Here is a 20,849-nt window from a genome sequence, read left to right as displayed (position 1 = left end):
AACGGCGCGCCCCGCCATCTACCACAGGAGTAAGAGAGACATGCAGCGCAGCAAGGCGTACCGCAAGGCAGCTGAGCAGATCGACACCAACGCGCTCTACGCGCCGGCCGAGGCTGTCAAGATCGCCAAGAACGCCAGCCCCACCAAGTTCGACGCCACGGTCGAGGTCGCGATGCGCCTCGGTGTGGACCCGCGTAAGGCCGACCAGATGGTCCGCGGCGTGGTCAACCTGCCGCACGGCACCGGCAAGACGGCCCGCGTGATCGTCTTCGCCCAGGGCGCCAAGGCCGAGGAGGCCGTCGCGGCCGGCGCCGACGAGGTCGGCACGGACGAGCTCGTCGCCCGCATCCAGGGTGGCTGGCTCGACTTCGACGCCGCGATCGCGACCCCGGACCAGATGGCCAAGATCGGCCGGATCGCCCGCATCCTCGGCCCCCGTGGCCTGATGCCGAACCCGAAGACGGGCACGGTCACCATGGACGTGACCAAGGCGGTCTCGGACATCAAGGGCGGCAAGATCACGTTCCGGGTGGACAAGCACTCGAACCTGCACCTGATCATCGGCAAGGCCTCGTTCTCCGAGGAGCAGCTGGTGGAGAACTACGGTGCGGTCCTCGACGAGGTCCTGCGGGCCAAGCCGTCCGCGGCCAAGGGCAAGTACCTCCGGAAGGTCACCGTCAGCACCACCATGGGCCCCGGCGTGCCGGTCGACCCGAACGTCGTCAAGAACCTGCGTGGCGACAACGCCGACGCCTGACGCACCCGTTCCACCAGGAAGCCCTCGGGGATCACCCCGGGGGCTTCTTTGTGCCAAGCTGTCCGGCGTGCGATTCGACCAGGTCTGGTTCCGGTACGCACGCCGCGCGCAGTGGACCCTGCGGACCGTGGACGCCACCGTCGAGCCCGGCGCCACCGTGGTGGTGCTCGGCCGCAACGGTGCCGGCAAGTCGACGCTGCTCCAGCTCGCCGCCGGGGTGCTGCGCCCGGTCTTGGGCGCCGTGCGGGACCGGCCGCCGATCGTCGGCTGGGTCCCGGAGCGCTTCCCGGCCGATCAGGCCTTCACCGCCGGGCAGTATCTGACCAGGATGGCGGCCCTGCGCGGACTGCGGGGGAGCGCCCAGGCCGAGCACTGGATCGAGCGGCTCGGCCTCGCCGAGCACTGCCACACCCGGCTGGCCGATCTGTCCAAGGGCACCGCGCAGAAGGTCGGCCTGGCCCAGGCCCTGCTGGTCACGCCCGGGCTGCTGGTGCTGGACGAACCGTGGGAGGGCCTCGACTCGGTCGCCCGGACGCTGATTCCCCACATCGTCGGTGAGGTCACCGCGGCCGGGGGAGCGGTGCTGGTCAGCGACCATCGCGGCGAGATCGCCGGCCTGCCGGACGCGATTCACTGGACGGTGGCCGACGGCGAGGTTCACACCGGCGCGCAGCCGGAGACCGACGAGGTGGTGGTCGAGGTCGCCGTCCGCCGGACGGCCGCGGACGCCACGGTGGCCCGGCTGCGTGCCGAAGGTCACCGCATCCTGACGGTACGCGCACCGGGCGGACCGTGGCCCGGCAGAGCGGAGCCGCAGGACGCCGAGGACTCCACGCGGGCCGCCGACGCCGCAGGCGACGGGGTGACCCGGTGATCGCCCTGGTCCGGATGCGCCTCGCCGCCTTCCTGCGCAGCGGCCGGGCCCTGGCCCCGGTGATCACCGCGCTGGTGGTGCTCGGGATCATCCACGGCGGCGGCCGGTCGGCGGCCGCCCCGGCGTACGGCTACTCCGCGGTCATGCTCTTCCCGGTGCTGGCCTGGCAGGCCAAGTTGCTGCTGGACGGGGAGCCGGACGTGCAGCGGCGCCTGGCCCGCCTGACCATCGGGGCTCGCCGTGAGGCGGTGGCCGGGCTGCTGGCCGCCACCGTGCTCGCCGTGGTCTTCTGTGCCGTCGCCATGCTGGTGCCGTGGTGGCCGTTGCACGCGATCCGCGGTCCGGAGCCCGGCTCCGTCGAGCCGTCCCTGGCGGCCGGCATCGTGCTCGGCGTGCTGGCCCATCTGCTGGCGGTGCCGGCGGCCGTGGCCCTCGGGGCCCTGGCCAGCCGGGCGGTGACCCGGACGGTCCGCAACGGCCTCACCGTGCTGGTCACCGGGTCCGTACTGGTGATCGTGCTCGGCCTGAGCAGCTCGGTGGCGCCGTGGCTGGTGCCGCCGGTGATGGCGACCGCGCGTGCGCTGAGCGCCGACCAGCTGCCCGCGGCGGGCACGCTCTGGCTGCTCATCGGCTGGACGACGCTGTGGTGCGCGGCCGCGTTCGGTGGTTACGGGCGTCTGCGCCGGAGCCGCTCGTGACGGTGATTTGGAGGTAGCGCTCGCGCTCGCGTACAGTTTGCCGAGAAGTTCCACCCATAGACCGCTGGTCGTCGCCCTTCCTGTCGTTTGACGGAAGTGGCGGTCGAAGGTCCCGCAGCATTCGGGCGGCCCGCGCAGGGGAGAACGGTTCGTGATCATGTCGACGCGGCAACGCGTCCATGTCCCGCCCCGTGCGCCCTGCGCCGGGGCGTTTCTCGTGCTCGGGCCCGCTGAGAAGTTCTGGCCAGCGGCTGAGCACTGAGAGAGGAGGGACATGGCGGACAAGCCGGTCCGGGCCGACAAGGCCTCTGCCGTTGCCGAGCTCACGGAGAACTTCCGTAACTCCGCGGCCACCCTGCTGACCGAGTACCGCGGCCTCACGGTTTCCGAGATCACCGAGCTGCGGCGCTCGCTGGGCAACGACACCAAGTACTCCGTGTCGAAGAACACGCTCGCCAAGCGGGCGGCGACCGACGCGGGTATCGAGGGCCTCGACACGCTGTTCACCGGTCCTACCGCGCTCGCCTTCGTGGGCGGGGACCCGGTCGAGGCGGCCAAGGGCCTTCGTGCCTTCGCCAAGGCCCACCCCGTCCTGATCATCAAGGGCGGCGTCTTCGAGGGCAAGGCCGTCTCGGCCGAAGAGGTCGGCAAGATCGCCGACCTCGAGTCCCGTGAGGTGCTGCTGGCGAAGCTCGCCGGCGCCATGAAGGGCAACCTGACCAAGGCGGCGGCCACGTTCCAGGCCCCGCTCGCTCAGGTCGCCCGCCTGGCCGCGGCTCTGCAGGACAAGCGCGCACAGGACGGTTCCGCCGAGGCCTGATCAGGCCGCGCGGAAGTTCGACTTTCCATTCAGAGAAACAACGAAAGGTTGCCAGACATGGCGAAGCTCAGCACCGACGAGCTGCTTGACGCGTTCAAGGAAATGACCCTGATCGAGCTCTCCGAGTTCGTGAAGCAGTTCGAAGAGGTCTTCGAGGTCACCGCGGCCGCGCCGGTCGCCGTCGCCGCCGCCGGTGGCGCTGCCGCCCCGGCCGAGGCCGAGGTCGAGAAGGACTCGTTCGACGTCGTCCTCGAGGGTGACGGTGGCAAGAAGATCCAGGTCATCAAGGTCGTGCGTGAGCTGACCGGCCTGGGCCTCAAGGAGGCCAAGGACGCCGTCGAGGCCGCCCCCAAGGCGATCCTCGAGGGTGTCAACAAGGAGAAGGCCGAGGCCGCCAAGGCCAAGCTCGAGGGCGAGGGCGCCAAGGTCACCCTCAAGTGACCTGAGCTCCACTGCTTCACCTCGGCGTAGGCGGGGACCCGCAAGGGTCCTCGCCTGCCCCGTTTCCAGGCGATGAAACACCAGGTCAGAGGCGGTTTGGCCGGCCGTCGGATGACTGACGGACAAATGCCGCCAGCCCCCGCTTTTCGTACGCTAAAGTCGCTATGCCGCGTCCGGTGGACGACGGCGCAGGACCGACCCGTGGCGCAACCCTTGACTGTGTGTCCGCTGACAGGCACGCTGACATCAGCAAGTTTCCGCGCTTGCGACAGCCGTCCTGTGGGTAGTCCCGTCATCGACCGGGGTTCCCGCAGACCGGCACCCGAGGGAGAGCAGCCGCGTTCCGAGCGGCCCCGCGCGAGGCACTGACCATGAAGGCGCAGGTCAGAGGCCGCGGGGACACGTTCCGCAGGCACCCTCCGGTGTGGGCTGGACAGCGGTTAGCCGAGCGGCTACACTGCTAGTTTGCGCTGCCTTCTGTCATGAGCCCTGCAGGAACATCGATCCGGATGATTTCCTGGGGGTTCATTGGAGTGCACGCACACAAGTGACGCAGACAGTTGCATCAGCAGCTCAGCCGCATCAGCAGCACCGGTCCTCGGAAGGACGCATCTTGGCAGCTTCCCGCCCTGCGAAGACCAGTCGTACGTCGAGCGCTTACGCTCCCCGCCGTATCTCGTTCGGCAGGATCGACGAGCAACTCGAAGTCCCCAACCTCCTCGCCCTCCAGACGGAGTCCTTCGACTGGTTGGTCGGGAACGAGGCTTGGCAGACGCGCTCTACGGACGATCCACATGCCCACTCGGGCCTCGCAGAGATCCTCGAAGAGATCAGTCCCATTGAGGACTTCTCCGGCACCATGTCGCTGTCCTTCTCAGCGCCGCGCTTCGACGAGGTCAAGGCCTCGATCGAGGAGTGCAAGGAGAAGGACCTGACCTACTGCGCACCGCTGTTCGTGACCGCGGAGTTCACCAACAACACGACTGGCGAGATCAAGAGCCAGACGGTGTTCATGGGTGACTTCCCGATGATGACCCCCAAGGGGACGTTCGTCATCAACGGCACCGAACGCGTCGTGGTGAGTCAGCTCGTCCGCTCGCCGGGCGTGTACTTCACCAAGGAGCCGGACAAGACCTCCGACCGTGACCTCTCCAGCGTCAAGGTCATTCCGAGCCGGGGCGCCTGGCTCGAGTTCGACATCGACAAGCGCGACACCGTCGGTGTCCGCATCGACCGCAAGCGCCGGCAGGCCGTCACCGTCCTGCTGAAGGCGATCGGTTGGTCGGCGGACCAGATCCGGGAGCGGTTCGGCTGGTCCGAGCTGCTCATGACGACGCTCGAGAAGGACCACATCGGCGGGCAGGACGAGGCCCTGCTCGACATCTACCGCAAGCTCCGTCCCGGCGAGCCGCCGACGCGTGAGAACGCGCAGACCCTGCTCGACAACCTCTTCTTCAACCCGAAGAGGTACGACGTCGCCAAGGTCGGCCGGTACAAGTTCAACAAGAAGCTCGACATCGACGTCCCGATCGTCCGGGGCACGCTGACCGAGGAAGACATCGTCAAGACCGTGGACTACCTCTGCCGGCTGCACGCCGGTGAGGAGGGCTACGAGGCCGACGACATCGACCACTTCGGCAACCGGCGCCTGCGTACCGTGGGCGAGCTCATCCAGAACCAGGTCCGCGTGGGCCTGTCCCGGATGGAGCGCGTCGTCCGCGAGCGCATGACGACCCAGGACGTCGAGGCGATCACGCCGCAGACCCTGATCAACATCCGCCCCGTGGTGGCCGCGATCAAGGAGTTCTTCGGTACGTCGCAGCTGTCGCAGTTCATGGACCAGACCAACCCGCTGGCGGGCTTGACCCACCGGCGCCGGCTGAGCGCGCTCGGCCCCGGTGGTCTGTCCCGTGAGCGGGCGGGCTTCGAGGTCCGTGACGTGCACCCGTCCCACTATGGCCGGATGTGCCCGATCGAGACGCCGGAAGGCCCGAACATCGGCCTGATCGGTGCCCTCTCGACGTTCGCGCGGGTCAACCCGTTCGGATTCATCGAGACCCCGTACCGCAAGGTGGAGAACGGCCGGGTCACCGACCAGGTCGACTACCTCACCGCGGACGAGGAGGACCGCTTCGTCAAGGCGCAGGCCAACGCGACGCTGGCGTCCGACGGCACCTTCGCGCAGGATCGCGTCCTGGTCCGCCGTAAGGGCGGTGAGGTCGACTACGTGCCCGGCACCGAGGTCGACTACATGGACGTCTCGCCGCGGCAGATGACCTCGGTCGCGACGGCGATGATCCCGTTCCTCGAGCACGACGACGCCAACCGCGCCCTGATGGGTGCGAACATGCAGCGTCAGGCCGTTCCGCTGGTCAAGGCGGAGGCGCCGCTGGTCGGCACGGGCATGGAATACCGTGCCGCGGTCGACGCCGGCGACGTGGTCGTGGCCGAGGTCGGCGGTCTGGTCGAGGACCTGTGCGCCGACTACGTGACGGTGCACCAGGACGACGGCCACCGCCGGACCTACCTGCTGCACAAGTTCCGTCGCAGCAACGCCGGCTCCTGCGTCAACCAGAAGCCCGTCGTCTTCGAAGGCGACCGGGTCGAGGCCGGCCAGGTCATCGCCGACGGTCCGTGCACCGACGAAGGGGAGATGGCCCTCGGCCGGAACCTGCTCGTCGCGTTCATGTGCTGGGAAGGCCACAACTACGAGGACGCGATCATCCTGTCGCAGCGCCTCGTGCAGCAGGACGTCCTCACCTCGATCCACATCGAGGAGCACGAGGTCGACGCCCGCGACACCAAGCTCGGCCCGGAAGAGATCACCCGCGACATCCCCAACGTCAGCGAGGAAATGCTCGCCGACCTGGACGAGCGCGGCATCATCCGGATCGGTGCCGAGGTCGTGCCCGGCGACATCCTGGTCGGCAAGGTCACGCCCAAGGGCGAGACCGAGCTGACCCCGGAGGAGCGGCTGCTGCGCGCGATCTTCGGTGAGAAGGCCCGGGAGGTCCGGGACACCTCGCTGAAGGTGCCGCACGGCGAGACCGGCACGGTCATCGGTGTCCGCACGTTCTCGCGGGAGGACGGCGACGAGCTGCCCCCCGGCGTGAACGAGCTGGTCCGGGTCTACGTCGCCCAGAAGCGCAAGATCCAGGACGGTGACAAGCTCGCGGGCCGGCACGGCAACAAGGGCGTCATCTCCAAGATCCTGCCGATCGAGGACATGCCGTTCCTGGAGGACGGCACCCCGGTCGACATCGTGCTCAACCCGCTGGGTGTGCCCTCGCGCATGAACATCGGCCAGGTCCTGGAGACCCACCTCGGGTGGATCGCCAAGACGGGCTGGGAGGTCGAGGGCGAGGACGCCGACTGGAAGCGTCAGCTGCGCGCCATCGAGGCCCACGAGTCGCCGAAGAACAGCAACGTGGCGACCCCGGTCTTCGACGGTGCCCAGGAGGACGAGATCAAGGGCCTGCTGGAGTCGACCCTGGTCAACCGCGACGGTAAGCGGCTGGTCAACGGCGACGGCAAGGCGCAGCTCTTCGACGGTCGTTCCGGTGAACCGCTGCCGGACCCGATCTCGGTCGGCTACGTCTACATCCTGAAGCTCAACCACCTGGTCGACGACAAGATCCACGCGCGCTCCACGGGGCCGTACTCGATGATCACGCAGCAGCCGCTGGGTGGTAAGGCGCAGTTCGGTGGCCAGCGCTTCGGTGAGATGGAGTGCTGGGCGATGCAGGCCTACGGTGCGGCCTACGCACTGCAGGAGCTGCTCACCATCAAGTCCGACGACGTACTCGGCCGCGTGAAGGTCTACGAGGCGATCGTCAAGGGCGAGAACATCCCGGAGCCGGGAATCCCCGAGTCCTTCAAGGTGCTTCTCAAGGAGCTCCAGTCGCTGTGCCTGAACGTCGAGGTGCTGTCCAGCGACGGTGTTGCCCTGGAGATGCGCGAGACGGACGACGAGGTCTTCCGGGCCGCGGAAGAACTCGGCATCGACCTGTCCCGGCGCCCGAACGAGGGCGTCAGCAGCGTCGAAGAGATCTGACGGAGAGCGTCCCCGGCGCCCCGGCCCACTGCGAAGTGAGCCGAGCGCCGGGGACGCCCCCGCCGGCCTGGAATTTATCCGAGCAACGAAACACGAGGGATAGTCCAAGTGCTCGACGTCAACTTCTTCGACGAGTTGCGTATCGGCCTTGCTACCGCTGACGACATCCGGCAGTGGTCTCACGGCGAGGTCAAGAAGCCCGAGACGATCAACTACCGCACGCTCAAGCCCGAGAAGGACGGACTCTTCTGCGAGAAGATCTTCGGCCCTCAGCGGGACTGGGAGTGCTACTGCGGCAAGTACAAGCGGGTCCGGTTCAAGGGCATCATCTGTGAGCGCTGCGGCGTCGAGGTGACCCGGTCCAAGGTCCGTCGTGAGCGCATGGGCCACATCGAGCTGGCCGCGTCGGTCACGCACATCTGGTACTTCAAGGGTGTGCCGAGCCGGCTGGGCTACCTGCTCGACCTGGCGCCCAAGGATCTCGAGAAGATCATCTACTTCGCCTCGTACGTGATCACGAGCGTGGACGCCGAAGCGCGTCACCGCGACATGTCCACGGTCGAGAACGAGATCTTCGCGGAGAAGCGGCAGTCCGAGAACAGCCGCGACTCCGAGATCGAGAAGCGCGCCGGCAAGCTCGAGCAGGACCTTGCCGAGCTGGAGGCCGAGGGGGCCAAGGCGGACGTGCGCCGCAAGGTCAAGGAGGCCGGCGAACGCGAGATGCGCCAGATCCGTGACAAGGCGCAGCGCGAGATCGACCGCCTGGACGAGGTGCTCGACACCTTCCGCAAGCTCGACAGCAAGCAGCTGGTCACCGACGAGCTGCTCTACCGCGAGCTGCGCGACCGCTTCGGTGAGTACTTCACCGGTGGCATGGGTGCCGAGGCGATCAAGGCCCTGCTGCAGAACATGGACCTCGACGCCGAGGCCGAGTCGCTGCGCGAGACCATCCGCAGCGGCAAGGGCCAGCGCAAGATCCGTGCGCTCAAGCGGCTCAAGGTCGTCGCCGCGTTCCTGAACACCCGCAACTCGCCGCTGGGCATGGTCCTGGACTGCGTCCCGGTCATCCCGCCGGACCTGCGCCCGATGGTGCAGCTCGACGGTGGCCGCTTCGCCACGTCCGACCTGAACGACCTGTACCGCCGCGTGATCAACCGGAACAACCGGCTCAAGCGGCTGATCGACCTCGGCGCGCCCGAGATCATCGTCAACAACGAGAAGCGGATGCTGCAGGAGGCCGTCGACGCACTGTTCGACAACGGCCGCCGCGGCCGGCCGGTCACCGGTCCGGGCAACCGTCCGCTGAAGTCGCTGTCCGACATGCTCAAGGGCAAGCAGGGCCGGTTCCGGCAGAACCTGCTCGGCAAGCGCGTCGACTACTCCGGCCGTTCCGTCATCGTCGTCGGCCCCCGGCTCAAGCTGCACCAGTGCGGCCTGCCGAAGCAGATGGCGCTGGAGCTGTTCAAGCCGTTCGTGATGAAGCGCCTGGTGGACCTGAACCACGCGCAGAACATCAAGTCGGCCAAGCGCATGGTCGAGCGTCAGCGCGCGGTCGTGTGGGACGTTCTCGAAGAGGTCATCAGCGAGCACCCGGTGCTGCTCAACCGCGCACCGACGCTGCACCGCCTGGGCATCCAGGCCTTCGAGCCGCAGCTGGTCGAGGGCAAGGCGATCCAGATCCACCCGCTCGTCTGCACGGCGTTCAACGCCGACTTCGACGGTGACCAGATGGCGGTGCACGTGCCGCTGTCGGCCGAGGCGCAGGCCGAGGCCCGGATCCTGATGCTGTCGTCGAACAACATCCTCAAGCCCGCCGACGGTAAGCCCGTCACCATGCCCACCCAGGACATGGTCATCGGCCTCTACTACCTGACCCACCTCACCAAGGGCGCGAAGGGCGAGGGCCGGACGTTCAGCTCGGACGCCGAGGCCCGGATGGCGTTCGACAACGGCGAGCTGCACCTGCAGGCGCTCGTGAAGATCCGCCTGCCCGAGGTGCTCGAGGTCGACAACGGTGCCGGCGCGGCTGCCTGGCAGCGGCCGGAGGGCTGGGAGTCGGGCGACAAGCTGACCGTGGAGACCACCCTGGGACGGGTGCTCTTCAACGAGACGCTGCCGCCGGGCTACCGCTACGTCAACTACGAGATCCGCAAGGGTCAGCTCTCCGCGATCGTCAACGACCTCGCCGAGCGCTTCCCCAAGGTCGCCCTTGCGGCGACCCTGGACGCGCTCAAGGAGGCCGGCTTCCACTGGGCCACCTGGTCCGGTGTGACGATCGGTATGGGCGACGTCGTGGCTCCGCCGCGCAAGCCGGAGATCATCGCCCGCTACCAGGGCGAGGCCGACCGCATCGACAAGCAGTACCAGCGTGGTCTGATGACCGCCGAGGAACGTCGCGGCGAGCTCATCGACATCTGGACCAACGCGACCAAGGACATCTCGAAGGAGATGGAGACGGCGCTGCCGCAGGAGAACCCGCTCTGGGTCATGATCAACTCCGGCGCTCGCGGTAACCTCCTCCAGCTCCGGCAGATCGCCGCGATCCGTGGTCTGGTGGCCAACCCCAAGGGCGAGATCATCCCGCGCCCGATCACCTCGTCGTACCGCGAGGGTCTGACCGTGCTGGAGTACTTCATCTCCACGCACGGTGCCCGTAAGGGTCTGGCCGACACCGCGCTGCGTACCGCCGACTCGGGTTACCTGACCCGGCGTCTGGTGGACGTCTCGCAGGACGTCATCATCCGCGAGGAGGACTGCGGCACCGACCGCGCGATCCCGATGCAGGTGGGCGACCGCGAGCCGGACGGCACCCTGGTGGTGCACACGCACGCCGAGACCGGCGTGCACGCCCGGACGCTGGCCGACGACATCGACGACGCCCAGGGCAACCGGGTGGTGTCGCGCGGCGACGACCTCAACTCGATCATGGTCGACAAGCTGGTCGCGGCCGGCGTGGAGACGGTCCGGGTGCGCAGCGTCCTGACCTGTGAGTCGAAGCTGGGTGTGTGTGCTGCCTGCTACGGCCGTTCGCTGCCGACCGGCAAGGCGGTCGACATCGGCGAGGCCGTCGGCATCATCGCGGCCCAGTCCATCGGTGAGCCCGGTACGCAGCTGACGATGCGTACCTTCCACACCGGTGGTGTCGCGGGTGAGGACATCACCCAGGGTCTGCCGCGTGTGCAGGAGATCTTCGAGGCTCGCGTGCCGAAGGGCAAGGCGCCCATCGCCGACACCCCCGGCCGCATCCGCATCGAGGACGGCGAGCGTTCGCGGAAGATCATCGTGATCCCGGACGACGGCAGCGAGGAGATCGTGTACGACAAGATCTCCAAGCGCGTCAAGCTGCGGGCCCACGACGGCGACCACGTCGCGGTCGGCGAGAAGCTCACCGAGGGCACCATCGATCCGCACGAACTGCTGCGCATCATGGGCCCGCGGGCGGTCCAGGTCCACCTGACCAGTGAGGTCCAGGAGGTCTACCGCTCGCAGGGTGTGCTCATCCACGACAAGCACATCGAGATCATCATCCGCCAGATGCTCAAGCGGGTCACGGTCATCGATTCCGGCGCGACCGAGTTCCTGCCGGGCGTGCTGGTCGACCGGGCGCTCTTCGAGTCGGAGAACCGCCGGCTCGTGGGCGAGGGTGGCGAGCCCGCCGCCGGTCGCCCGGTGCTGATGGGTATCACCAAGGCCTCGCTGGCGACCGACTCCTGGCTTTCGGCGGCCTCCTTCCAGGAGACCACCCGGGTGCTCACCGACGCTGCGATCAACTCGCGCAGCGACTCGCTGGTGGGCCTCAAGGAGAACGTCATCATCGGCAAGCTCATCCCGGCCGGTACGGGCATCAGCAAGTACCGCAACATCCGGGTCGAGCCGACCGAGGAGGCCAAGGCGAAGGTGTACTCGATGACCGGGTACCCCGAGACCGACTACGGCTTCGGGCCGGCCAGCGGGCAGGCCGTGCCGCTGGACGACTTCGATTTCGGGTCCTACCGCTAAGGTTTTTCGCACGGCAAGGCGGGCGGTCGCGCATCATGCGCGGCCGCCCGTTCGTGTTCCTAAGATGGACGGGTGAGCTACCCCGCGATGACCGCACCCACCCGGCACCCGATGGATCCCGAGCCGGCGCCGTCGACCAAGGCCCGGGCCGTCTTCGCGCTGGGACTCGTGGCGTTGCTGACCGGAGCGATGGTCGGCGGCGTGATTCCCGCCACGGTCGCGCTGATCCTCGCCCGGCAGGTCCGGCGCCAGGCCTACGCCGCCGGCGGCTACCTGCTCGGGGCCGCCTGGGTGCGCCGCGGGGAGCGGCTGGCCTGGGCCGGGATCGTGCTGGCGCTGACCGCGCTGGTCGTCGCGTCGATCGCCGGCCTGCTGCACCTGGCCGGTACCCCGGGGGGTCAGGACTTCGACTCCGACACCGACTGAGCGCCCGGGAGCGGCCCCAGGGCTGCGCCGGACCACGTTCGGGTGACATGCTCGAAGATCCAGGGGTACGCGGCGAGAGGGACGGTCCGGTGACGCAGCAACCAGGTTCGTGGCCACCGGCCGGACAGCCGGTGACGATGGCCGGCCCGCCGGCGCCGGTGGTGCTGCCCAAGCCCAGCGAGGCCTGGACGCCGGAACGGGTCGAGCCCGTGGCCGGCACCGAGTTCGCCCTCGTCCAGCTGCGGGTCGCGCCGATCACCTCCGGCCTGGCCACCGGCTCGCTCATCGCCGGCATCGGCGCGATCATGATCTCCACGCTGGTGCTCTGCTTCGGCCTGCTGGGTCAGTCCGAGGGCTGGGGTGCCGTGGTGGCGGGGGCGTTCGCACTGCTCGGTGTGCTGGTCGGCGGGGGCGCGGTGGGTGTAGGGCTGGCTGCCCGGCGCCAGATCAAGCGCTCCGGGCAGGACGGCAAGGTCCGCTTCGTGGGCCGGGGGATGGCCACGGCCGGGATCTCCTGCGGTGCTGCCGGGTTGGGAATTGCGGCGCTGACGCTGCTGTTGGTAGTGGTGTTGCAGTTCTCGTGAGGCCTTGTGACGCCGGATACGACACCGAGGCGTCGTCCCGCCGAGGCACCCGGTACACTTGTTAGCTGGAGATGTCCATCAGGGGAAACAGTTCTCGTTTTGACCTGTGTCCCTGCGGTGGGTACTCTTTCCCCTCGTGCCCGGGCTCGCCCGGGCAACTCGTGCGTGCGCCCGAGTCTGTAGTAACCGACGGGGCAGTGGCACGACAGGGTTACAGCCCTGACAAAGACAGAACACCCGCGGCGTGCGTCAAGCGCGCGGCGGGACCGTGAGCCGGACGACACGCCCGACCGCGGGTGCCGGGGGTCCAAACGGGATCTCTCGGTGCACAAGGCAGAACGAAGACGGTGCGGCCGCTGAAGGGCGGCCGAAGGGAGCGGAGAAACCCGGTGCCCACGATCCAGCAGCTGGTCCGAAAGGGCCGCCAGGCGAAGACGAGCAAGACCAAGACGCCGGCGCTGAAGGGAAGCCCCCAGCGGCGCGGCGTGTGCACGCGCGTGTACACCACTACCCCCAAGAAGCCGAACTCTGCGCTGCGCAAGGTCGCTCGTGTGAAGCTCAGCAGCCAGATCGAGGTGACGGCGTACATCCCGGGCGTCGGCCACAACCTGCAGGAGCACTCGATCGTGCTCGTGCGTGGCGGTCGTGTGAAGGACCTCCCGGGCGTCCGCTACAAGATCGTCCGCGGTTCGCTGGACACCCAGGGTGTCCGTAACCGCAAGCAGGCCCGCAGCCGTTACGGCGCGAAGAAGGAGAAGAGCTGACATGCCCCGTAAAGGCCCAGCGCCGAAACACCCGCTGGTAGCGGACCCGGTCTACAACTCGCCGCTGGTCACCCAGCTGGTGAACAAGATCCTGGTCGGCGGCAAGCGTCAGCTCGCCGAGCGCATCGTCTACGGCGCCCTCGAGGGCTGCCGTGAGAAGAGCGGCACCGACCCCGTGGTCACGCTCAAGCGAGCGATGGACAACGTCAAGCCGACCCTCGAGGTCCGCAGCCGCCGCGTCGGTGGCGCGACCTACCAGGTGCCGGTCGAGGTGCGCACCCCGCGCCAGACCACCCTCGGTCTGCGCTGGCTGGTCCAGTACTCCAAGGCCCGCCGCGAGAAGACCATGATCGAGCGGCTGCAGAACGAGCTGCTCGACGCCAGCAACGGCCTCGGCGCAGCGGTGAAGCGGCGCGAGGACACCCACAAGATGGCGGAGTCCAACAAGGCCTTCGCGCACTACCGCTGGTAAGACCCGCTGCCGGCCCGGTTCCCGCCGGGCCTTCGCAGTTCAGTCGTACCGGTCCTGCAGAGACGACGACGAAGAAAAGTAGGGATTGAAGTGGCTGCCGCAGACGCGCTCGCCAAGGTACGCAACATCGGCATCATGGCGCACATCGACGCTGGTAAGACCACGACGACCGAGCGGATCCTGTTCTACACCGGTATCACGTACAAGATCGGTGAAGTCCACGAGGGCGCGGCCGTCATGGACTGGATGGAACAGGAACAGGAACGCGGCATCACCATCACTTCCGCCGCCACGAAGTGCGAGTGGAAGGGCTACACGATCCAGATCATCGACACGCCCGGCCACGTCGACTTCACGGTCGAGGTCGAGCGGTCGCTGCGGGTGCTCGACGGTGCCGTCGCGGTCTACGACGGTGTCGCCGGCGTGGAGCCGCAGACGGAGAACGTCTGGCGGCAGGCGGACAAGTACCACGTCCCCCGGATGTGCTTCGTCAACAAGCTCGACCGGACCGGTGCCGACTTCTTCCGCTGCGTGCAGATGATGATCGACCGGCTCAACGCCACCCCGCTGGTCCTGCAGATCCCGATCGGGCTCGAGAGCGAGCACATCGGCGTCGTCGACCTGGTCACGATGAAGGCCTTCACCTGGCGCGGGGAGACCCAGAAGGGTGACGACTACGCGATCGAGGAGATCCCGGCGGACCTGCTGGACTCCGCGACCGAGTGGCGCGAGAAGCTCATCGAGACGCTCGCCGACGTGGACGACTTCGTGATGGAGAAGTACCTCGAGGGCGAAGAGGTCTCCCAGGACGAGATCAAGGCCGCCATCCGGCGCGCCACGATCGCCAGCAAGGCGAACCCGGTGCTCTGCGGTTCGGCGTTCAAGAACAAGGGCGTTCAGCCCATGCTCGACGCCGTCGTCGACTTCCTGCCGTCGCCGCTGGACGTCCCGGCCATCGACGGCACCGCGACCGACGGCGAGACGCCGATCGTCCGCAAGCCGTCGAACGACGAGCCGTTCTCCGGCCTGGCGTTCAAGATCCAGACGGACAAGCACCTCGGCAAGCTGACCTACGTCCGGGTCTACTCCGGCACGCTCGAATCCGGTTCCCAGGTGGTCAACTCCACCAAGGACCGCAAGGAGCGGATCGGCAAGATCTACCAGATGCACGCCAACAAGCGCGAAGAGCGTCCGACGGCGTGGGCCGGCGACATCATCGCCGTGCAGGGTCTCAAGCAGACCACCACGGGCGACACGCTGAGCGACCCGGCGCACCCGGTCATCCTGGAGTCGATGACGTTCCCGGAGCCGGTCATCCAGGTCGCCATCGAGCCGAAGACCAAGTCCGACCAGGAAAAGCTGGGTGTCGCCATCCAGCGCCTGGCCGAGGAGGACCCGACCTTCCGCGTCTTCAACGACGAGGAGACCGGCCAGACGGTCATCGCCGGCATGGGCGAGCTCCACCTGGACATCCTGGTGGACCGCATGCGCCGCGAGTTCAACGTCGAGGCGAACATCGGTAAGCCGCAGGTGGCGTACCGCGAGACGATCCGCGGCAAGGTGGAGAAGCTCACGTACGTGCACAAGAAGCAGACCGGTGGCTCGGGCCAGTACGCGAAGGTCGTCGTCACCGTCGAGCCGCTTGAGCTCGCCGCCGACGGCCCGACCTACGAGTTCGTCAACGCGGTGTCCGGTGGTCGCATCCCCAAGGAGTACATCCCTTCGGTGGACGCGGGCGCCCAGGACTCGCTGCAGTACGGCGTGCTCGCCGGCTACCCGATGGTCGGCGTCAAGCTGACCCTGGTGGACGGTCAGTTCCACGAGGTCGACTCGTCGGAGATGGCATTCAAGATCGCCGGCTCGATCGTGATGAAGGAGGCGGCCCGCAAGGCCGACCCCGCCCTCCTCGAGCCGATGATGTCCGTTGAGGTCACCACCCCTGAGGACAACATGGGTGACGTCATCGGTGACCTCAACTCCCGCCGCGGCATCATCCAGTCGATGGAGGAGCGCTCCGGCGCTCGCGTCATCAAGGCTCTGGTGCCGCTCTCGGAGATGTTCGGCTACGTCGGCGACCTCCGGTCGAAGACCCAGGGCCGGGCGAGCTACAGCATGCAGTTCGACTCCTACGCCGAGGTTCCTCAGAGCGTGGCGAAGGAGATCATCGCCAAGGCCACGGGCGCGTAAGCTCCCAGCCTGATGAGGCACGTGCGGTCCGTCGAGGACCGCACGTGCACGAGCAGTCGACAGAGTCCTGATCGCCTTATCGGCGTGCCGGACGAGAAGAAAAGATCCAGTCCACAGGAGGACACCAGTGGCGAAGGCGAAGTTCGAGCGGACTAAGCCGCACGTCAACATCGGCACCATTGGTCACATCGACCACGGTAAGACGACGCTGACTGCGGCCATCACGAAGGTCCTGCACGACGAGTACCCGGACCTCAACCCCTACACGCCGTTCGACGAGATCGACAAGGCGCCGGAGGAGAAGGCCCGCGGCATCACGATCTCGATCGCGCACGTCGAGTACCAGACCGCGTCGCGGCACTACGCGCACGTGGACTGCCCCGGCCACGCCGACTACATCAAGAACATGATCACCGGTGCCGCCCAGATGGACGGCGCGATCCTGGTGGTCGCCGCGACCGACGGCCCGATGCCGCAGACCAAGGAGCACGTGCTCCTGGCCCGCCAGGTCGGCGTGCCGTACATCGTCGTCGCCCTGAACAAGAGCGACATGGTGGACGACGAGGAGCTCCTGGAGCTCGTCGAGCTCGAGGTCCGTGAGCTGCTGAGCACCTACGAGTTCCCGGGCGACGACCTTCCGGTCGTGCGTGTCTCGGCGCTCAAGGCGCTCGAGGGCGACGCGGAGTGGACCGGCAAGCTGCTCGAGCTGATGAACGCGGTCGACACCGCGATCCCGCAGCCCGAGCGCGACACCGACAAGCCGTTCCTCATGCCGATCGAGGACGTCTTCACGATCACCGGTCGCGGTACGGTCGTCACCGGCCGGGCCGAGCGCGGCATCCTCAAGCCGAACGAGGAGGTCGAGATCGTGGGTATCCGCGAGAAGTCGACCAAGACCGTTTGCACCGGCATCGAGATGTTCCGCAAGCTGCTCGACGAGGCCCGCGCGGGTGAGAACGTCGGCCTCCTGCTGCGCGGTATCAAGCGCGAGGACGTCGAGCGCGGCATGGTCGTGGTGAAGCCGGGCTCCAGCACTCCGCACACGGAGTTCGAGGGCCAGGTCTACATCCTGTCGAAGGAGGAGGGCGGCCGGCACACGCCGTTCTTCCAGAACTACCGCCCGCAGTTCTACTTCCGCACCACGGACGTCACCGGCGTCGTCACGCTGCCCGAGGGCACCGAGATGGTCATGCCGGGCGACTCCACCTCGATGTCGGTCAAGCTGATCCAGCCGATCGCCATGGAGCAGGGCCTGAAGTTCGCGATCCGTGAGGGTGGCCGCACCGTCGGCGCCGGAACGGTCACGAAGATCAACGTCTGATTGAGGCAAACGCCTCAATGGTGACCCCGATTAGGATTGCCGCGATCGATACGGCATACTAGTCAGGTTGCGTCCGCGCAGGGTGGTTGGCTGCTCTCGCTCTTGAGAGAGGGCGGTCAGCCACCCTCGCCGGGTGTCCGGCGTGTTTTCACTGGCCGCCGGCATCCCCGATCCCGACGGATCAAGGGCTTCCCTCCGGGGGAATCCTTGCGGGCAAGATCGCTCCAGAGACCTGGGGCGGAGCTTGATTCCAGAGCGCGACACGCCCGACCGCGGGGGTCGGACATCGCAGGACCAACGGTCCTGCGGGCATGCGAGGGCCACAGCTTTCGCACGTAGCGGCATCGAGAGAAGGAAACAGAAGCCACCATGGCGGGACAGAAGATCCGCATCCGGCTCAAGGCCTATGACCACGAGGTCGTTGACTCGTCGGCACGCAAGATCGTCGAGACGGTCACGCGCACCGGAGCTTCGGTCGCGGGCCCGGTGCCGCTGCCCACGGAGATCAACCGTTTCTGCGTCATCCGTTCGCCGCACAAGTACAAGGACTCGCGCGAGCACTTCGAGATGCGCACGCACAAGCGTCTGATCGACATCATCGACCCGACTCCGAAGACGGTCGACTCGCTGATGCGCCTCGACCTGCCGGCTGGCGTCGACATCGAGATCAAGCTGTAGGGATCCGGACAATGGACAGGCAAGTGAAGGGCATCCTGGGCGCCAAGCTCGGCATGACCCAGGTCTGGGACAACAACAAGGTCGTCCCGGTAACCGTGGTGCAGGCCGGCCCGTGCGTCGTGACCCAGGTCCGCACCGCCGAGACTGACGGCTACACCGCGGTCCAGCTGGCGTACGGCGCCATCGACCCGCGCAAGGTCAACAAGCCGGAGGGCGGCCACTACGCCAAGGCGGGTGTGTCGCCGCGGCGCCACATCGTTGAGCTGCGCACCACCGACGCCACCGAGTACGAGCTCGGCCAGGAGGTCACCGTCGAGACGTTCCCGGTCGGCACGCCGATCGACGTCACCGGTAAGACCAAGGGCAAGGGCTACGCCGGTGTCATGAAGCGGCACGGCTTCCACGGCCTCAAGGCCAGCCACGGTGTCGAGCGCAAGCACCGTTCGCCCGGTTCCATCGGCGCCTGCGCGACCCCCGGTCGCGTCTTCAAGGGCACCCGGATGGCCGGCCGGATGGGCAACAAGCGCTTCACCGTGCAGAACCTGACGGTGCAGGCGGTCGACCTCGAGAACAACCTGCTGCTGGTCAAGGGCGCGGTGCCCGGTCCCAAGGGCGCGCTGATCCTGGTCCGTACGGCGGCGAAGAAGAAGGGTGGTGCCAAGTGAGCTCGGTTGACGTGATCAATGCCGAGGGCACGAAGGCCGGCTCGGTCGAGCTGCCCGACGACATCTTCGACGTGCAGGCGAACATCCCGCTGATGCACCAGGTCGTCGTGGCCCAGCTCGCCGCCGCCCGTCAGGGCACGGCCAAGACCAAGAATCGCGGCGAGGTCGCCGGTGGCGGCAAGAAGCCGTACAAGCAGAAGGGCACCGGTCGCGCCCGTCAGGGCTCGATCCGCGCGCCGCAGTTCACCGGCGGTGGCGTCGTGCACGGCCCCGTGCCGCGCGACTACAGCCAGCGGACCCCGAAGAAGATGAAGGCCGCCGCTCTGCGGGGCGCCCTCTCGGACCGGGCCCGTGACGGCCGCGTCCACGTGATCGAGGCGTTCGTCTCCGGCGACAAGCCGTCGACCAAGGCCGCGATCGCGACGCTGCGCAAGGCGACCGAGTCCACCAAGGTCCTGGTCGTGCTCAGCGGCTACGACGAGCTGAACTGGATCTCGCTGCGCAACGAGCCGACCGTGCACCTCATCGAGGCCGGCCAGCTGAACACCTACGACGTGCTGGTCGCCGACGAGGTCGTCTTCACCAAGGAAGCTCTCGACGAGTTCCTGGGTGTGCCGGCTGCGGCTGCCGAGGAGGGGGACAAGTGAGCACGATCGCCGACCCGCGCGACATCATCGTCGCGCCCGTGGTCTCCGAGAAGAGCTACAGCGTTCTCGACCAGAACTGGTACACGTTCCTGGTCCACCCGGACGCCAACAAGACCGAGATCAAGATCGCGATCCAGCAGATCTTCGATGTCCGTGTGCTGACGGTGAACACCATCAACCGCCAGGGCAAGCGCAAGCGCACCAGGACGGGCTTCGGTCAGCGTAAGGCGACCAAGCGTGCCCTCGTGAAGCTGGCTGACGGTGACCGTATCGAGGCCTTCGGCGGCCCGGTCAGCTAAGGGGTTGTAAATCATGGCTATCCGTAAGTACAAGCCGACCACGCCGGGCCGTCGCGGCTCCAGCGTCGCCGACTTCGCTGAGATCACCCGGTCCACGCCGGAGAAGTCTCTGCTGGTTCCGCTGCCCAAGAAGGGTGGTCGTAACGTCCACGGCCGCATCACCACGCGGCACCAGGGCGGCGGCCACAAGCGGCAGTACCGGCTGATCGACTTCCGGCGCAACGACAAGGACGGCGTGCCGGCCAAGGTCGCTCACATCGAGTACGACCCGAACCGCACGTCCCGCATCGCACTGCTGCACTACGCCGACGGCGAGAAGCGCTACATCCTCGCGCCGAAGGACCTCAAGCAGGGCGACCGCGTCGAGTCCGGCGTGGGCGCGGACATCAAGCCGGGCAACAACCTGCCCCTGCGCAACATCCCGGTCGGTACGACGATCCACGGTGTGGAGCTTCGTCCCGGCGGTGGCGCCAAGCTGGCCCGTTCGGCCGGCGTGGGCATCCAGCTGCTCGGCCGTGAGGGTGTGTACGCCACGCTGCGTATGCCCTCCGGTGAGATCCGTCGCGTCGACATCCGCTGCCGCGCGACCGTCGGCGAGATCGGCAACGCCGAGCAGTCGAACATCAACTGGGGCAAGGCCGGCCGCATGCGATGGAAGGGCAAGCGCCCGACCGTCCGTGGTGTCGCCATGAACCCGGTGGACCACCCGCACGGTGGTGGCGAGGGTAAGACCTCAGGTGGTCGCCACCCGGTCAACCCCGCCGGTAAGCCGGAGGGCCGTACCCGCCGCAAGGGCCAGGAGAGCGACCGCATGATCGTTCGCCGCCGCTACGCCACCCGCAAGCGCGGGTAACGGGAGTTAAAAGATGCCTCGCAGCCTGAAGAAGGGCCCGTTCGTCGACGACCACCTGCTCAAGAAGGTGGAAGTCCAGAACGAGAAGAACTCGAAGAACGTCATCAAGACCTGGTCGCGACGCTCGACGATCATTCCCGACATGCTCGGGCACACGATCGCCGTGCACGACGGGCGCAAGCACGTCCCGGTGTTCATCACCGAGGCCATGGTCGGTCACAAGCTCGGCGAGTTCGCTCTGACCCGCACGTTCAAGGGTCACGAGAAGGACGACCGCAAGAGCCGTCGTCGCTAATCAGTCCACGGATCA

At 67.5% G+C, this 20,849-nt stretch carries 19 protein-coding genes; all 19 read left to right on the top strand.

Features of this window, described 5'->3' with window-relative positions:
• Window positions 1-40: 40 nt before the first annotated feature.
• The gene (rplA, locus tag Aau02nite_RS06240) at window positions 41-757 is read left to right on the top strand and encodes a 50S ribosomal protein L1 (protein WP_212987340.1); all 717 of its coding nucleotides are present in this window, start codon (window positions 41-43) and stop codon (window positions 755-757) included.
• A gap of 67 nt (window positions 758-824) precedes the next feature.
• Window positions 825-1,631, top strand: coding sequence for an ATP-binding cassette domain-containing protein (locus Aau02nite_RS06235; RefSeq protein WP_212987339.1), 807 nt, complete (start codon window positions 825-827; stop codon window positions 1,629-1,631).
• The gene (locus Aau02nite_RS06230; RefSeq protein WP_212987338.1) at window positions 1,628-2,329 is read left to right on the top strand and encodes a hypothetical protein; all 702 of its coding nucleotides are present in this window, start codon (window positions 1,628-1,630) and stop codon (window positions 2,327-2,329) included. The genes Aau02nite_RS06235 and Aau02nite_RS06230 overlap by 4 nt, the downstream gene beginning before the upstream one ends.
• 274 nt (window positions 2,330-2,603) lie before the next feature.
• Window positions 2,604-3,149, top strand: a complete 546-nt coding sequence (rplJ, locus tag Aau02nite_RS06225) for a 50S ribosomal protein L10 (protein ID WP_212987337.1) — start codon at window positions 2,604-2,606, stop codon at window positions 3,147-3,149.
• 57 nt (window positions 3,150-3,206) lie between these two features.
• Entirely contained in the window at window positions 3,207-3,590 is a 384-nt protein-coding gene (rplL, locus tag Aau02nite_RS06220) for a 50S ribosomal protein L7/L12 (RefSeq protein WP_212987336.1), read from the top strand.
• A 613-nt stretch (window positions 3,591-4,203) separates the two neighbouring features.
• The gene (gene rpoB, locus Aau02nite_RS06215; RefSeq protein ID WP_212987335.1) at window positions 4,204-7,644 is read left to right on the top strand and encodes a DNA-directed RNA polymerase subunit beta; all 3,441 of its coding nucleotides are present in this window, start codon (window positions 4,204-4,206) and stop codon (window positions 7,642-7,644) included.
• Between the two features lie 108 nt (window positions 7,645-7,752).
• Window positions 7,753-11,643 carry a DNA-directed RNA polymerase subunit beta' gene (locus Aau02nite_RS06210; protein ID WP_212987334.1) on the top strand — a complete coding sequence of 1,297 codons (3,891 nt, stop codon included), beginning with the start codon at window positions 7,753-7,755 and terminating at the stop codon, window positions 11,641-11,643.
• A 111-nt stretch (window positions 11,644-11,754) separates the two neighbouring features.
• Complete coding sequence (locus tag Aau02nite_RS06205; protein ID WP_438841107.1) at window positions 11,755-12,069, top strand: hypothetical protein; 315 nt, start codon at window positions 11,755-11,757, stop codon at window positions 12,067-12,069.
• Between the two features lie 89 nt (window positions 12,070-12,158).
• Window positions 12,159-12,653: a hypothetical protein gene (locus Aau02nite_RS06200; RefSeq protein WP_307857847.1), complete on the top strand. Its 495-nt coding sequence runs from the start codon at window positions 12,159-12,161 to the stop codon at window positions 12,651-12,653.
• A 389-nt stretch (window positions 12,654-13,042) separates the two neighbouring features.
• Entirely contained in the window at window positions 13,043-13,417 is a 375-nt protein-coding gene (gene rpsL, locus Aau02nite_RS06195; RefSeq protein WP_014440718.1) for a 30S ribosomal protein S12, read from the top strand.
• Window position 13,418: 1 nt separating this feature from the next.
• A complete protein-coding gene (rpsG, locus tag Aau02nite_RS06190) occupies window positions 13,419-13,889 on the top strand; it encodes a 30S ribosomal protein S7 (protein ID WP_125812313.1) in 471 nt (156 codons plus the stop codon).
• 90 nt (window positions 13,890-13,979) lie between these two features.
• Window positions 13,980-16,076, top strand: a complete 2,097-nt coding sequence (gene fusA / locus Aau02nite_RS06185; protein WP_212987333.1) for an elongation factor G — start codon at window positions 13,980-13,982, stop codon at window positions 16,074-16,076.
• Between the two features lie 127 nt (window positions 16,077-16,203).
• Entirely contained in the window at window positions 16,204-17,397 is a 1,194-nt protein-coding gene (gene tuf / locus Aau02nite_RS06180) for an elongation factor Tu (protein ID WP_212987332.1), read from the top strand.
• A gap of 369 nt (window positions 17,398-17,766) precedes the next feature.
• Complete coding sequence (gene rpsJ / locus Aau02nite_RS06175) at window positions 17,767-18,075, top strand: 30S ribosomal protein S10 (RefSeq protein ID WP_097322778.1); 309 nt, start codon at window positions 17,767-17,769, stop codon at window positions 18,073-18,075.
• An 11-nt stretch (window positions 18,076-18,086) separates the two neighbouring features.
• Window positions 18,087-18,740 carry a 50S ribosomal protein L3 gene (gene rplC, locus Aau02nite_RS06170; protein ID WP_212987331.1) on the top strand — a complete coding sequence of 218 codons (654 nt, stop codon included), beginning with the start codon at window positions 18,087-18,089 and terminating at the stop codon, window positions 18,738-18,740.
• Window positions 18,737-19,387, top strand: a complete 651-nt coding sequence (gene rplD, locus Aau02nite_RS06165; protein ID WP_212987330.1) for a 50S ribosomal protein L4 — start codon at window positions 18,737-18,739, stop codon at window positions 19,385-19,387. Before rplC ends, rplD begins: the two co-directional genes overlap by 4 nt.
• A complete protein-coding gene (gene rplW / locus Aau02nite_RS06160) occupies window positions 19,384-19,686 on the top strand; it encodes a 50S ribosomal protein L23 (protein ID WP_203776595.1) in 303 nt (100 codons plus the stop codon). The genes rplD and rplW overlap by 4 nt, the downstream gene beginning before the upstream one ends.
• A gap of 13 nt (window positions 19,687-19,699) precedes the next feature.
• Window positions 19,700-20,539 carry a 50S ribosomal protein L2 gene (gene rplB, locus Aau02nite_RS06155; RefSeq protein ID WP_212987329.1) on the top strand — a complete coding sequence of 280 codons (840 nt, stop codon included), beginning with the start codon at window positions 19,700-19,702 and terminating at the stop codon, window positions 20,537-20,539.
• A gap of 13 nt (window positions 20,540-20,552) precedes the next feature.
• The gene (gene rpsS, locus Aau02nite_RS06150; RefSeq protein ID WP_020513590.1) at window positions 20,553-20,834 is read left to right on the top strand and encodes a 30S ribosomal protein S19; all 282 of its coding nucleotides are present in this window, start codon (window positions 20,553-20,555) and stop codon (window positions 20,832-20,834) included.
• Window positions 20,835-20,849: the final 15 nt, after the last annotated feature.

It is taken from the genome of Actinoplanes auranticolor, from assembly GCF_018332655.1.
Classification (GTDB): domain Bacteria; phylum Actinomycetota; class Actinomycetes; order Mycobacteriales; family Micromonosporaceae; genus Actinoplanes; species Actinoplanes auranticolor.
The sequence above is the reverse complement of the archived record's forward strand: the minus strand, read 5'-3'. Positions and strand labels throughout refer to the sequence as shown.

Bases quoted from the DNA above. Each gene is read 5' to 3' on its own strand.
- rplA (WP_212987340.1), top strand. From the start codon at position 41: ATGCAGCGCAGCAAGGCGTACCGCAAGGCAGCTGAGCAGATCGACACC.
- rplJ (WP_212987337.1), top strand. From the start codon at position 2,604: ATGGCGGACAAGCCGGTCCGGGCCGACAAGGCCTCTGCCGTTGCCGAG.
- rplL (WP_212987336.1), top strand. From the start codon at position 3,207: ATGGCGAAGCTCAGCACCGACGAGCTGCTTGACGCGTTCAAGGAAATG.
- Aau02nite_RS06205 (WP_438841107.1), top strand. From the start codon at position 11,755: ATGGATCCCGAGCCGGCGCCGTCGACCAAGGCCCGGGCCGTCTTCGCG.
- rpsG (WP_125812313.1), top strand. From the start codon at position 13,419: ATGCCCCGTAAAGGCCCAGCGCCGAAACACCCGCTGGTAGCGGACCCG.
- rpsJ (WP_097322778.1), top strand. From the start codon at position 17,767: ATGGCGGGACAGAAGATCCGCATCCGGCTCAAGGCCTATGACCACGAG.
- rplC (WP_212987331.1), top strand. From the start codon at position 18,087: ATGGACAGGCAAGTGAAGGGCATCCTGGGCGCCAAGCTCGGCATGACC.
- rplB (WP_212987329.1), top strand. From the start codon at position 19,700: ATGGCTATCCGTAAGTACAAGCCGACCACGCCGGGCCGTCGCGGCTCC.
- rpsS (WP_020513590.1), top strand. From the start codon at position 20,553: ATGCCTCGCAGCCTGAAGAAGGGCCCGTTCGTCGACGACCACCTGCTC.